Source organism: Acinetobacter sp. Ac8 (assembly GCF_055392545.1).
On record NZ_AP043689.1, the window covers coordinates 1,460,745 to 1,475,727 of the forward strand.

General features: G+C 36.5%; 12 protein-coding genes. 9 read left to right on the forward strand and 3 right to left on the reverse strand.

Going from position 1 to position 14,983, the window contains the following annotated elements:
• The first annotated feature begins 133 nt into the window (after positions 1-133).
• The gene (locus ACZ5QH_RS07030) at positions 134-361 is read left to right on the forward strand and encodes a hypothetical protein (RefSeq protein ID WP_004721965.1); all 228 of its coding nucleotides are present in this window, start codon (positions 134-136) and stop codon (positions 359-361) included.
• Positions 362-444: 83 nt separating this feature from the next.
• Here the strand turns inward: ACZ5QH_RS07030 and ACZ5QH_RS07035 are convergent, their stop codons facing one another.
• The 3 genes from ACZ5QH_RS07035 to ACZ5QH_RS07045 form a co-directional block, all read right to left on the reverse strand.
• On the reverse strand, positions 445-735 hold the full coding sequence (locus ACZ5QH_RS07035) for a hypothetical protein (RefSeq protein ID WP_004820059.1): 291 nt from the start codon (positions 733-735) through the stop codon (positions 445-447).
• Positions 736-1,088: 353 nt separating this feature from the next.
• On the reverse strand, positions 1,089-1,784 hold the full coding sequence (locus ACZ5QH_RS07040) for a hypothetical protein (protein WP_303576454.1): 696 nt from the start codon (positions 1,782-1,784) through the stop codon (positions 1,089-1,091).
• A gap of 85 nt (positions 1,785-1,869) precedes the next feature.
• Positions 1,870-2,571, reverse strand: coding sequence for an exonuclease domain-containing protein (locus ACZ5QH_RS07045; protein ID WP_004820063.1), 702 nt, complete (start codon positions 2,569-2,571; stop codon positions 1,870-1,872).
• A gap of 555 nt (positions 2,572-3,126) precedes the next feature.
• Here ACZ5QH_RS07045 and ACZ5QH_RS07050 point away from each other — a divergent pair.
• The 8 genes from ACZ5QH_RS07050 (at position 3,127) to glyA (ending at position 14,829) form a co-directional block, all read left to right on the forward strand.
• Positions 3,127-4,416, forward strand: a complete 1,290-nt coding sequence (locus ACZ5QH_RS07050) for an alpha/beta hydrolase family protein (RefSeq protein ID WP_303576455.1) — start codon at positions 3,127-3,129, stop codon at positions 4,414-4,416.
• Positions 4,417-5,103: 687 nt separating this feature from the next.
• A complete protein-coding gene (locus ACZ5QH_RS07055) occupies positions 5,104-6,357 on the forward strand; it encodes a lipase family protein (protein WP_303576456.1) in 1,254 nt (417 codons plus the stop codon).
• A 645-nt stretch (positions 6,358-7,002) separates the two neighbouring features.
• Positions 7,003-8,499, forward strand: a complete 1,497-nt coding sequence (locus ACZ5QH_RS07060; RefSeq protein WP_303576457.1) for an alpha/beta hydrolase family protein — start codon at positions 7,003-7,005, stop codon at positions 8,497-8,499.
• A 668-nt stretch (positions 8,500-9,167) separates the two neighbouring features.
• Positions 9,168-10,457: an alpha/beta fold hydrolase gene (locus ACZ5QH_RS07065; protein ID WP_303576458.1), complete on the forward strand. Its 1,290-nt coding sequence runs from the start codon at positions 9,168-9,170 to the stop codon at positions 10,455-10,457.
• A gap of 647 nt (positions 10,458-11,104) precedes the next feature.
• Complete coding sequence (locus ACZ5QH_RS07070; RefSeq protein ID WP_303576459.1) at positions 11,105-11,434, forward strand: hypothetical protein; 330 nt, start codon at positions 11,105-11,107, stop codon at positions 11,432-11,434.
• Positions 11,435-11,578: 144 nt separating this feature from the next.
• Complete coding sequence (locus ACZ5QH_RS07075) at positions 11,579-11,785, forward strand: hypothetical protein (RefSeq protein WP_303576460.1); 207 nt, start codon at positions 11,579-11,581, stop codon at positions 11,783-11,785.
• 403 nt (positions 11,786-12,188) lie between these two features.
• Positions 12,189-13,415: an alpha/beta hydrolase gene (locus tag ACZ5QH_RS07080; protein WP_303576461.1), complete on the forward strand. Its 1,227-nt coding sequence runs from the start codon at positions 12,189-12,191 to the stop codon at positions 13,413-13,415.
• 160 nt (positions 13,416-13,575) lie between these two features.
• The gene (gene glyA, locus ACZ5QH_RS07085; protein ID WP_004820090.1) at positions 13,576-14,829 is read left to right on the forward strand and encodes a serine hydroxymethyltransferase; all 1,254 of its coding nucleotides are present in this window, start codon (positions 13,576-13,578) and stop codon (positions 14,827-14,829) included.
• Positions 14,830-14,983 lie beyond the last annotated feature (154 nt).

A 14,983-nucleotide genomic window follows, 5' to 3' on the forward strand; every position in this document is an offset into this window, starting at 1 on the left:
TATTTATTTTATAAATAGAAAACATAGTAATGTAGCTAATTTTTAACATTGCCATAAAATCTAACAACTTTAAGCTAATTTTTAGTTTGGCGCATGCTATAAGAAAACAGTATATAAAAAAGAGGACAGAAAAATGACTGAAATGATTACAGTAAGGGTCAAGGATCAATATAGTAATGAGCTGAATGCAATGGCTTGGTTAAATAAGCTGCAAGAGCATGAGGACACAGATAATTTATCATTGTTCCAAAAAATTGATCATATTGTTGTGGATGGTGAGAAAATTTTACCCAGTATTGAGTTGCTTTTTGAAAGCAAAGAAAGCGACAGTATTTATCGTGTGATTGAACAAGTTAGCTAATTTTTATCATCAATTAAAAAACGTGTTGGGTGAAAAAGCCCAACACGTTTTATTTTTAATCAGTTTAAAAGGCTGTGTGAATATTAAGAAGTTTTAAAATGATCGAGTGTAACGGCAACAAGATGATATAAGGCCAAACGGTTTTTGTTTGCATGCTCAATTGCATTTTTTTCAATTTTAAACTTATCTTGAAGTGTCCCTCGAGAATAGCTTTCAACCAAAATATGTTGAGATGAAATAGGATCGCTTTTGATACGTAAATCTTTTTGATATTTAATATTGGATACAGCATTTAAACATTGTTCAAACGTTGGATAAAAATTTGAAAGTTCTAAAGCTGTTTGGTTGGTCGATTTTGTAAGGTATTGAGTCATAATTGTCTAATTGTTTTAAATCATTGGCGTGCCCATAATTCTACCGAATGCATGTAAAACAGACAATGTGATTTTGTAAAGAGATATGAATGTCTGGGAATACGCTTAAGTCGGTTTAAAAATTAATCGGTATTTCTCCCATTTAAAATTGCAAAGTCAGGATAATACTGTCCCAATAAATCATCCCTATATACATAAAACTTTGATTTATTGGCGTTAGCTTATTTGGTTTTAAGATTTTGATATTCGCAAATAAATCAAAAATACCCTTAAATAAAAAGACTTAGAATGACTTTAAAGCACTTCATTTGTCATTCTAAGTGGGTAAATTGAAATAAATATTTAGGATCGATTTAAGATGATTGTAAATGTTGGAGTGAATAATTAATTTGTTGCATGGTTTGATTTAATTCTTGGGGAGAGATTCGACTTTCTTGAAGTGCGGTAATCCACTGCATTTGGCAAAATTTAATATCTCGAATTGATTTTGCCTGTTGTATTTGCATGACCAATTGTTTGGTCATCAAGCCGCAATGCGTCTGTAGCAGGGTAGACATTTTGTGTTTGATGTCATCAAAATTTATATAATTCAGTTCAGGCGTCGTCTCGGCATGCGCTACGTGTGTAGATGTGACAGTACTAACGCTTTGCTGGATGGGGTTTGGATCTGCTGATTTTGTATTTTGACTGAGCTTGGTATCGTTAATAATTGTTGGATTTTCAACAGCTTTAGGCGACGGTTTAAAGCCTATTTCAGTTGTCAGATTTGAAGGGGGGCGCTGATTTGATTGTTCAATCTTGGACGATTCTGATGTTATTTTTGACTTAACTTGAGGCGCACCATTCACTTGATTCTGAAAAATTAGACCAAGCTCTTCTAATTGTTGAATAAGTTCTGGTGTTGCAAGCCGTTGCTTTAGTGCACTATTCAAAATTTTAAAATCATCTGTGCCAATAAGCAGCAATAATTGTCTTTGGCGAGCAGTGAGTTGAATTGAGCGGTGTTTTAAAGTCTGAATTCCCAAGTCAGTTTTAAAATAGTGATCCATGAGTCAAATTATTCCCCAATAAATTGACCCTAGAGTAAAGAATGAAAATTACACTAATATGACTTTATTGTTACAAATCATTAGCTTAAAGTGTGACGATGTTTGCATTCTCTAAAGCTTTGCGTAAATAAGGGTCAAGTTCATCTTGACGAAGTAACCATTGCACATAGTCTTTGGGTAATTCTGCAATCGCTGTCCCACGATGCTTACCAAAGTTAATGCTGCGAGGGATACGCGCATCTTCTGAGGCTTCATATAATTCTTCAATGGTTTGAATTTTGAGTTGATAAACAATATGCATGAGAATATTTGCAGTTAAAATAATATCGGCATCTGCACGATGTGCACCTTTTAACATTTCACGTGCTTTCTCACTGCCTTTACTGATCATATAAATCAGTGCTGATATATTATGTGCTTCAGCATCAGGCCAAACAAGACGAGCAAGCGCCAGCGTACAAATGGCTTTGATATGAGCAGTATCTACGCCACACCGTTGTATAGCCTGAATATCGTAATCAATATTATGCCCAATGATATACTGGGTGTGCTGAGGAAGTTCAAAGCTGGAAAAATTAGGTTGCCCGACAAGATCAGATTCTAGGATATGGTGAACCGCCATTGAGCCAAAAGAAATTTTTTCATTGCCAATACTATAAAGTTGATCGAACATTTGTTCCCGATCTAAGCTTAATTTCCCTTCTTGAATCTGAATCGGTGCATAAGCAATTTCAATGGGCAATCCATTGAGTGTATGAGTTTCAGTATCTAGAATAATTGCTTGCATACCTTTGTTCCTCAACAAATAGATAAGAAAGAGCGCCTTCATAAACTAGCTTTTTTAGACGCTAAATACAAATGAAACCCATCTAAAATCCAGATAAGTGCTGGCTTTTGCTTAAATCACACGCAAAATCATTTTTTTAATGTGAATTATCTTTAGAATATTTAAAACCAATGATTAAAAATTGAATGAAATTTAAACAATAAGGTTCATGATTGATAAGAATATATTCATAGTTAGAACTGGACTAAATCTATCGAATATAAAGAGTAATAAAAAAAGTACTTAGGCTGGTGTCTAATAAAATGATTTAATTTCAATTTTTTAATTGGTATGTAATTTGATGAATAATATAATTTAAAATATTTAATGGTCAAATATGACTTGCCTAATTTTCATTTATGGCTTAATTGTAATGAAGCCCAGCTTAAATATTGCAAGGCATAATATAATTGCAAAAATAATAATTAAGCTAAGATTGGCGATCAAGGGGGCAATGCCGACAACGATTTGTTGACAATGATGTGATAGAAAAATGATTAAACAAGGATGAATCAAATGAAATTAAATTTACTCTCAATCATGTTGCTTGGATCTGGTCTGTTTCTAACCGCCTGTGGTGGTAGTGACGATAAGGGGGATAATTCATCCACAAGTTCAAATGTAGACGTAAACAACATTCAAAATCCAGTGGTAAATACACCAGTACCTTATGAATATACAGAAGACTATCCACCCAATGCGGAAGCGAGTGTGGTGATGACCTATAAAATGAAAGGCATCACGGGGCAAGAAACTCAGGCAACCGCATTGGTCTTTACCCCTAAAACTGCACCGCCTGCTGGAGGTTGGCCGATAGTGGCTTGGGCACATGGTACGGTGGGTGTTAATGATGATTGTGCACCAAGTGAAAATTACTTAATTATGGAAGGGGGACGGACGCCAGATTTGCATACACATAAAATGATCGATAGCCTGGTTAAAGACGGCTACGTTGTTGTCGCTCCGAATTATGAAGGTTTGGGTGAACCTAAAGCGCCGGGGGAGGAAACTATCGATAAGGAAATGCATCCATATTTAAATTTAAAAAGTGCGGCCTATTCAGTTACAGATGCTGTAGTGGCAACCAAAAGTTGGTTAGGCAATAAAGCATCTAACAAATGGGCTGTCGCTGGGCACTCGCAAGGCGGTCATGCGGCATTAGGTGCTGCACAGTATGCCGCTCGTGCCAATATGGACTATAAGGGTGCAATCGCAATAGCCCCTGCGAGTAATTTGGAGTTGATTGAAAAACTGATGGAAATGGCTTTGGCGGATAGAACAGGGATTACGCAAGTTGGAGGCTATGCTTTACTTGACACCTTTACGGCTTATATGGCTGCTGGTATTAAGGCAACCAACCCAACTGAGCCTGTATACAGTATCGTATTTAAGTCACCGACTGATGAAATTGCCAAGAAAGTAGAAGAAAAAGATCAATGTCTTCAAGCCATGGCGCTTGAGTTTACACTGCCAATGATAAGCTATAGAGCTAACAATAAAGGAAGTCTAGTTGGTTATCCGCGTAAAAATGAGGGTTATGCCAATAATCCACTGGTAAGAAAATTTCTAGATAAAGATTCAGCGCCGCTACAAACAGTGATTAAAACCCCGATTATTATTTATCAGGGGGATAAAGATATTACAGTATTACCTCAGGCAACGAATGCTTTGGTCGCCCAAGCACGCGCTATGACCACCAAAATTGATTATAGAACCAATTCAAGTTGGGATCACACTGATGCATTCAAGGCGAATGTTGAAAATGGACAGTTGATGGAAGATATCAAGACTTTGCTTGCCAATTAATTTTTGAAGTTTTGCTGTTTTAGTCCTCACAATGTAAAAATGCCTTTATTCCTGCGAATAAGGGCATTTTTATATCATTGAATTTCATGTTTTAACCTGAGAAAAGATGACTTAGAAGGCTATTTTTGAGCTCGTCATTTATGATTCTCGTGATTAATGTCATTTCATGCTATTTCTAAGAGAATGAGCGCTGATTAAGGTAACATTAAAATTAAGATCAACACTGAATTTTGCTTAAATCACACGCAGAATCAGTTTTTTAATGTGAATTATCTTTAGAATACTTAAAACCAATGATTAAAAATTGATTGAAATTTAAATAATAAAATAAATCATTGATCAGAATTTATTTATCGTTAAAACTGTGAAAAATATATTAAAAGTTGAGGATTATAAAATTAATTTATGCTGATTGGTGTATGAAAATCACATTAAGTTCAGTTGATTAATAAATAAAAAAACTGGATTGATGAGATAATTTAATATGTTTTAAAGATTAAATCTCATTTGATAAATTTATATTTATGTCTTAATTGTAATAAAGCCTAGCTTAAATATTGCCAGGTATTATGAAGTAATAACAACATAAACATTAAACTAAGATGAGTGATCTATTGGATCAGCGCGGGCAAACGATTTGTTGACCCTGCTGAGGTGATAGAAAAAATGATAAAAAGGAAGAATTATATGAAATTAAAATTACTTTCAGTGCTATTGACTGGATCTACGCTATTTCTAACTGCATGTGGTGGTGATGACGACAAAAGTGATCATTCGTCGGCAGGTTCAGATGTAGATGTAAACAATATTCAAAATCCAGTGGTCAATACACCAGTACCTTATAATATTAAAAATGATGTTCTTCCACCCAATGCGGATGAGAGTGTGGTGATGACCTATAAAATGAAAGGCATCACGGGACAAGAAACTCAGGCAACCGCATTGGTCTTTACCCCTAAAACTGCACCGCCTGCTGGAGGTTGGCCAATTGTGGCTTGGGCACATGGAACAACTGGTGTTGCTGACAAGTGTGCACCGAGTAAAAATAAATTATTTGTGCCTATAGCCGATGTGCATACTCAAAAAATGGTCGATGACTTTGTTAAAGCAGGTTATGTGGTGGTTGCGCCAGATTATGAGGGTATGGGCGAACCTAGCGAGAAAGAAATCCATCCATTTTTAAACTTAAAAAGTGAAGCTTATTCAATTACCGATGCTGTGGTGGCAACCAAAAGTTGGTTAGGCAATAAGGCGTCCAACAAATGGGCGGTTGCTGGAATCTCGCAAGGCGGTCATGCAGCATTAGGTGCAGCACAGTATGCAGCCCGTGCCAATATGGACTATAAGGGTGCAGTTGCAATGGCACCGGCTAATAATCTGGAATTGATCGAAAACCTGTCAGAAATGGCTTTAGCGGATGCGGATGGGTTAATTCAGATCGGTGGTTATGCTGCACTGGATACTTTAACGGCTTATATGGCAGCGGGTATAAAGGCAGTCAATCCAAGCGAGGCTGTATACAGTATTATATTTAAAACACCCACTGATAAAATTGCTGAGAAAGCCGAAAGAGAATGTCTTGCAGGAATGGGGGCTGCTTTTGCACTACCGATGACTGTTTATAATATTAAGAACGGGAGTCTTAAAGATTATCCGCGTAAAAAAGAGGGCTATAAGAATGATCCAATCGTAAGACAATTTTTGGGTACAGATTCACAACCGTTACAAACGCTCGTTAAAACCCCAATTATTATTTATCAGGGGGGTAAAGATACTGTTGTATTACCACAAGCAACGGATGCCTTGGTGGCACAAGCCCGTGCTTTAACCACTAGAATTGATTATAGAACTGATCCGACTTGGGATCACTTTAGCGTATTCAGGGTGAATGTTGAGAATGGAAAATTATTAGAAGATATAAAGACCCTGCTTGCCAATTAATTTTGAGTGTTCAATGTACTCGTAATAATGTAAAAATGCTCTTATTCTACGTAGTAAGAGCATTTTAAAATTGTTTAATCCTATATTTTAAGCTTAGAAAAAAGATGGCTTAAGAAATGTTGTTTTGATTTGGTTATTGATTATTTCTATCGTTTAGCTATTATCTGGACTGGTTTTTAGTATATTATGACCCAAAATTTTAAATATTAATCATCTTGAATTGATTGAAACTTAAACCATAAGATGATTATTGATAAGAATTTATTTAAAATAAAACAATAAAAAGTGTATTTGCATCACATTCCTAATTCACAGTATTTGCATAATATATGCGTTATATAACATTTTAAATAAATAAAAAACAAATATAAGATTTTATAATTACACGAGTATTTTAGTGAATTTAATGATAATATATTGATTTTTAAAATAAATTAAAAATTTTTTGATATTAAATTCCACTTGCTTAAATATAATTTCTCGCATAATTATAACGAAGCGCTGCTTAAAAAACGCACAATGTGATGTATGCAAAAAAAATAAACATTCATTATGCCTGTGGCTGGCGCTTCATTAATTAGAGTTGGCAAATTGAATTTGTTGGCACTGAAGTCATAAAAATTATTATATGCAAGGATGGATCAAATGAAATTAAATTTACTCTCAATAATGTTGATTGGATCTGGTCTATTGCTGAGTGCCTGTGATAGCAATAGAAACAGTAATAATTCATCCACAGGTTCAGATGATGGAAAACCCATTGTAGAAAAGCCCGGTGATGTAATACCACCTGACGAAAAACCAGGCGATGAAAAACCGGGTGACGAAAAACCGGGTGACGAAAAACCGGGTGATGAAAAGCCAGGTGACGAAAAACCGGGTGATGAAAAGCCAGGTGACGAAAAGCCAGGAGATGAAAAACCGGGTGACGAAAAGCCAGGAGATGAAAAACCGGGTGATGAAAAACCACCTGAAGATAAGCCAAATGTAGATGTCAACAATATTCAAGACCCAGTGGTGGGCACACCAAGCGCATATCAGACCGCAGCAGAAAATCCACCAAATGCTGCAGACAGTGTAGTGATGACTTATAAAATGAAGGGCATCAAAGGAACAGAAACTCTGGCAACCGCATTGGTATTTACCCCTAAAACTGCACCGCCAGCTGGCGGCTGGCCAATTGTGGCTTGGGGACATGGTACAACAGGTGTTATTGACCAATGTGCACCAAGTCGAATGAAATTAATCACCACTACCATTCTAGGCGAAGATCGATCTACTCATGAGATGATCGATAGCTTAGTTAAAGAAGGCTATGTTGTGGTCGCACCCGATTATGAAGGTTTGGGAGAGCCTAGTGGTCAGGAAATGCATCCGTATTTACATTTAAAAAGTGCAGCCTATTCAATTACTGATGCAGTGGTGGCAACTAAAAGCTGGTTAGGCAACAAAGTATCTAACAAATGGGCTGTTGCTGGCGTCTCGCAAGGGGGGCATGCCGCATTGGGCGCAGCAGAATATGCAGCGCGTGCCAATATGGACTATAAGGGTGCTGTTGCTTTGGCGCCAGCAAATAACTTAGAAATGATTGAAAACCTAACAGAAACGAATTTGGCGGATAAAGCTAGAGCTAACCAAATTATCGGTTATACGACCTTAGATGCTTTAACCTCCTATATGGCTGCGGGGATGAAAAGTCTTTATCCGAACGAGCCTGTTTACACCAATATATTTAACACCCCCTATGATATTCCTGCTGCACGAGCAGAAGAACGTTGTATTGTAGGGTTAATAACGGCTTTTACTGGCCGAATAGCAATTCAACAGCCATTTGGTCGTCTAATCAACTTTTCACAGCGTAAAAAAGCGGAATATAAAGATAATCCGATTGTAAGGCAATTTCTAGATAAGGATTCACAACCACTACAAACGCAAGTAAAAACCCCGATTATTATTTATCAAGGGGGAGCAGATACTATCGTATACCCACAGGCAACCGATGCTTTAGTGGAGAAGGCACGTGCTTTAAACACCAAAATTGATTATCGAACTGACCCTGCTTGGAATCACATCAATATATATGCGACCCATGTTCAAAATGGAAACTTGTTAAAAGATATAAAAGCTCTACTTGCTGATTAATTTTGTGAGTGTTCAATACTTAATTGTAGCAATGTAAAAATGCCCTTATTACTGATAATAAGGGCATTTTTTAAATCGTTTAACCCTATATTTTAAGTTTAGAAAAAAGATGAATTGAGAAACTTTGTTCGGATCTGGTCATTGATTATTTCTATCAAAATCAGTATAGGCTTTTGATTTAGTCATGATCAGGATTGGTTTTTGATATGCATTGACTAAAAATACTGGATATAAATCATCTAAAATTGGTTGAAAATTAAATAATAAAAACACAAATTGATAAGAATTTCTTTAAAGTAAAATGAACAAGAATATATTTTCAAAATAATCTTAATTCACATTATTTTAGAATTTTGTGAGCGGAATAACATCTTAAAATAAAAATTTGGTAAATATAAGCTTATATAATTGCTGTAATATTTCTGTGAATTAAATATTTTTAAACCAACTAAGTAAAAGATAGTTTCAATCTTTTAAATGTGAAATTTCATTTGCAAATTTATATTTTTAGTATAAATATAATGCAGATTTTCTTAAGTATTGTGCGGTGTGGCGTGCTTGTAAAATAGACATCCATTGCACATAAGGCAATCAATTGATCAGGGTTGGCAAACTGAATTTGTTGGCACTGAAGTCATAAAAATTATTAATATGCAAGGATAAATCAAATGAAATTAAATTTACTCTTAGTAATGTTGGTTGGATCTAGTTTATTTCTAACTGCCTGTGGTGGTAGTGACGATAAGGGGGATAATCCATCCACAACTTCTAATGTAAATGCAGATGTAAACAATATTCAAAATCCAGTGGTAAATACTCCAAAACCCTACGTTATTCAAGATAATACTCTTCCACCGAATGCAGCTGAGAGTGTGGTGATGACTTATAAAATGAAGGGCATCACGGGGAAAGAAACTCAAGCAACTGCGTTAGTGTTTACTCCCAAAGCTGCACCGCCTGTTGGCGGTTGGCCAATTGTGGCTTGGGCACATGGCACAGCGGGTGTTGCTGACAAATGTGCACCAAGTAATAATCTATTAATTACGACATCGATTTTAGGCGTAGATAAGTCTACTTATAATATGATTGAGAGCTTTGTTAATGAAGGTTATGTGGTGGTTGCCCCCGATTATGAAGGTCTGGGTGAGCCTAGTAGTAACGAGATGCATCCATTTTTGAATGTAAAGAGTGCAGCCTATTCGGTTACAGATGCTGTAGTCGCAACCAAAAGTTGGTTAGGCAATAAAGCCTCCAATAAATGGGCTGTTTTGGGGCACTCACAAGGTGGTCATGCGGCATTAGCTACGGCACAGTATGCAGCGCGTGCCAATATGGATTATAGGGGGGCAGTCGCCACCGCCCCTGCAAACAATCTAAGATTGATTGAGGAGTTGTCAGAAATGGCTATAGCGGAAATGGAGGATATGTCACTCACTCAAGCACTCGGCTATGGTATATTGGATACGCTAACGTCCTATATGGCTGCGGGTATGAAAAGTCTTTATCCGACCGAGCCCGTATACAGTAAAATATTTAAGTCACCGACTGATAAATTTGTTGCTGAGAATGCAGAAAAGCTTTGTCTTTTTGAGTTGGGTTCTGCATTTATGGAAGGACCAGTAACAGAATATGCACTTGCAAATGATAGAAATAGTCTAAAAGGTTATTCTTCGCGTAAACAGGAAGGCTTTAAAAATGATCCAATCATGAAGCAATTTCTGGCAAAGGATTCTCAGCCACTGCAAACTGTGGTTAAAACCCCGATTATTATTTATCAGGGGGGCAGTGACAATATCGTATTACCTCAGGCAACAAATACTTTGGTGGCACAAGCACGTGCTTTAACCACCAAAATTGATTACAGAACTGATCCGACTTGGGATCACTTTAGCGTATTCAGGGTTAATGTTGAGAATGGGAAATTATTAGAAGATATAAAGATGCTGCTTGCCAATTAATTTGGTAAATGTTCAGTACTTATTGTAGCAATGTAAAAATGCCCTTATTACTGGTTGATAAGGGTATTTTTTATAGCATTTAACTCTATATTTTAATCTTAGAAAAAAGATGGCTTAAGAAACTTTGTTTTGATTTGGTCATTGATTATTTCTATCATTTAGTTATTATTTGGACTGGTTTTTAGTATATTATGCCTACGAAGTTTAAATATTAATCATCTTGAATTGATTGAAACTTAAACCATGAGATGGTTGTTGATAAAAAAATATTTAAAATAAAACAATAAAAAGTATATTTGGGTCACATCCCTAGTTCACAGTATTTGCATAATATATGCGTTATATAACACTTGGGGTAAATAATAAATAAATATAAGATTCTATAAATACAAGAGTATTTTAGTGAATCTAAAAATAATGTTCTGATTTTTTTAAATAATTTAAAATTTTTAATATTAAGTTCCACTTGCTAAATATAATTTTTCGCATAATTATAATGAAGCATAGCTTCAAAATTGCACAATGTGATGTAAGTGTAAAAATAAACATTCATTATGCCTGTGGTTGGCGCTCCATTAATTAGAGTTGGCAAATTGAATTTGTTGGTACTGAAGTCATAAAAATTATTATATGCAAGGATGAATCAAATGAAATTAAATTTACTCTCAATAATGTTGGTTGGATCCCCTCTATTTTTAACTGCCTGTGGTGGCGATGAACATGACGATAATTCATCCATGAATTCAAATACAGATATAAACCAGATCCAAAATCCAGTGGTGATTACACCAATACCATATGATATTAAAGATAATACTCTTCCACTGAATGTAGTTGAGACAGTAGTAATGACGTCTAAAATGAAAGGCGTCACTAGAAAAGAAAGGCAAGCAATAATGTTATTGAACTCCGAAAGTGCACCGTCAACTGAAGATTGGCCGATAGGTTTAGGTGCATGGTGTCGTGAAGATTGTTGATGATTGTGCGCCGAGTATAGAGAAATTAGTTACGACTTCGTTTATCTGAATGAGCCTGTATACAGTACAATATTTAAGTCATCAACAGATAAAACTGCTGAGCAAGCAGAATCACTTTGTCTTTTTGATTTGGGTTTTCAATTTATGCTGGGATCGATATCACAATATTCGGCTGCAAATGAACTGAGTCTAAAAGGTTATTCTTCGCGTAAACAAGAAGGCTTTAAAAATAATCCAATCGTAAAGCAATTTCTGGCAAAGGATTCACAACTACTACAAACGCAAGTAAAAACCCCGATTATTATTTATCAAGGGGGAGCGGATACTAACAGGCAATTGCTAGAAAAATGATTATTTGATCTTGCTATTTATACTTCGCATGATTCTTCAATGTTTTCTATAGAGGATGAGCGCTATTGTTGCGATAAGACATAAGTTGGAAATAAAATGAGAGTCAAAATAAGCTGTAGCTTGGGAAAAGATTTTATTAATCATTATATATTTGATTTTAAACGCAAAAATTTTAGTTTTTGAAAAATTTAAAATTTGATATTGGCATCAAGGGCTAGAAAAATGCTGTTGCTTTGCTTTCTATTTTGAAAGAAGACGCACATTTTAATTTATTGAATAATGTTTAAAAAATAATAAGAAAAAAACTTGTATAACAGATTTTTTTGACGTATTTATGAAAGAATTATACGCGTTAAGCCGTATATATAACTTTAAAAAAATTGTGCTTTAAGGAATAAGTCACATGAAAAAAAATGCATTATCAATTTTAATTCTAAGTTCAGGTTTGGTTTTATCCGCGTGTAATAACGGTGGTAGTGGGGGAAATTCGTATGAATCACCTTCAAATACGGATCTAAACACTATCGCAAACCCTGTTGTTGGCACACCTATAGCATATACCAAGACAGATTTTTCTGCTGTGGCGGCAGATAGTGTAGTGATGACCTATAAAATGAAAGGGGTGAAGGGAACTGAAGTACAAGCAACCTCATTGGTATTTACTCCTAAAACTGCACCACCAGCTTCAGGTTGGCCTATCGTGGTTTGGGCACATGGTACAACTGGTGTCGCTGATATATGTGCACCAAGCCGTAACGCAATGAATGTTTATATTAAAGGAATGATTTCTAAATTCCTTGCAGAAGGCTATGTGGTTGTTGCACCCGATTATGAAGGTTTAGGCGAACCGAGTGGAACTGAACTCCATCCATTCTTAAATGTAAAAAGTGAAGGTTACTCGATTACAGATGCGGTGGTTGCAACACGTAACTGGTTAGGCAATAAAGTATCGAAAAAATGGGTCACTGTTGGGCATTCTCAAGGCGGTCAAGCAGCTTTAGGTGCTGCACAATATGCTGATCGTGCCAATTTAGATTATAAAGGTACAGTTGCAGTCGCACCTGCTTCACAATTGAGTTTAATTTTAAATGCGGGGCAATTATCAGTTGCAGATGCACCACCAGCACAACAAATTCCAGTCTATGCATCATTGGATACATTTACAGCGTTGATTGCAGCGGGTTTACGTAATTCAAACCCAACTTTAGACTATAGCCAAGTATTCAAAGTGCCAACCGATGCAATCGCAAAAAATGCTGAATCTGTTTGTTATGATACACTTGGTCAACAGTTTGGCGTGGCAATGGGGCAATATGCGGCAGTCAACGGCTCATTGAAAAACTATCCAAGAACAACCGATACCTTTATGTCTTTGCCAGCCGTTAAAACTTTCCTAGAGAAAGATTCGCAACCGTTGCAAGTGCTCGTCAAAACACCAGTGATTATCTATCAGGGTGGCGCAGATACTACTGTACCGAAAGTGGCAACAGATACTTTATACGGTACCGCGAAAGCACTGACGACGAAGGTGAATTACATTACCAATCCGACTTGGGATCATAGTACGGCTTATGCCTTGAATATCGACAATATTGTGGCTGATGTAAAAGGAATGTTTGCAGCACAATAACGATTTTAAATTGTAGATTTGAGCAAATGGCTTATGTTTTCAACATGAGCCATTTTTATTTAAAACGGAGCAAACTTCATTCTGTTTAATTACAAACTTCATGCTACAATACGCGCAATCTTAGCACGGCTTAAAAGCCCTAATTCATAGGACCTCGCTAATGTTCGCCAATATCTCTATTTCTGAATTTGATCCAGAAATTGCTCAAGCAATCACTCAAGAAGATGCCCGTCAAGAAGCTCATATTGAGTTAATCGCATCTGAAAACTATTGCTCACCAGCTGTTATGGAAGCACAAGGGTCAAAACTCACTAACAAATATGCGGAAGGTTACCCTGGCAAGCGCTATTATGGCGGTTGTGAATATGTTGATGTGATCGAACAATTGGCGATCGATCGTGCTAAAGCATTATTTGGTGCTGACTATGCAAATGTTCAGCCACATGCAGGTTCTCAAGCAAACTCAGCAGTTTATCTTGCTTTACTTAACCCAGGTGATACTGTTTTAGGCATGAGCTTGGCGCATGGTGGTCATTTGACTCATGGTGCTAAAGTCAACTTCTCTGGTAAATCATATAATGCTGTTCAATATGGTTTAAATGTAGAAACTGGTGAAATTGATTACGAAGAAGTTGAGCGTTTAGCTGTAGAGCATAAACCACGTATGATCGTTGCGGGTTTCTCTGCATATAGCCAAATTGTAGATTGGCAACGTTTCCGTGAAATTGCGGATAAAGTTGGCGCTTACTTATTTGTAGATATGGCTCACGTTGCTGGTTTAGTTGCTGCTGGTGTATACCCAAGTCCAGTGCAAATTGCTGATGTAACAACCACAACTACGCATAAAACTTTGCGTGGTCCACGTTCTGGTTTAATCCTTGCAAAAGCAAACGAAGAAATTGAGAAAAAACTTCAGTCTGCTGTATTCCCGGGTAACCAAGGCGGTCCATTGGTTCATGCGATCGCAGCAAAAGCAATTTGCTTTAAAGAAGCAATGATGCCTGAATACAAAGAATATCAAAAACAAGTGGTTGTAAATGCTAAAGCGATGGCTGAAGTATTGATTTCACGTGGTTATGATGTTGTATCTGGTGGTACAGAAAACCATTTATTCTTGTTGTCTTTAATTAAGCAAGATGTGACAGGTAAAGATGCTGATGCTTGGTTAGGCGCTGCTCATATTACGGTCAACAAAAATGCGGTACCAAATGATCCACGTTCTCCGTTTGTCACTTCTGGTATCCGTATCGGTACGCCAGCAGTAACAACACGTGGTTTTGGTGAAGCTGAAGTTCGCGACTTGGCAGGTTGGATTGCGGATATCCTCGATGCAAAAGGTGATGAAGCTGTTATCAATGCGGTTAAAGCGAAAGTTGAAACAGTCTGTGCAAAATTCCCCGTTTATGCTAAATAAGCATTAACTTGAGAAGGCCTCCTCTCAAGGGGGCTTTTTTTATGGTTGTTCAATAAGTTTAAAAGCTTAAACATTGCAGAAAATATCTGTTATAAAAGAAGTAGATTATTGGAGTTTATTGATACTTCGTTTCACGTTTCCGACAGACAGGTTG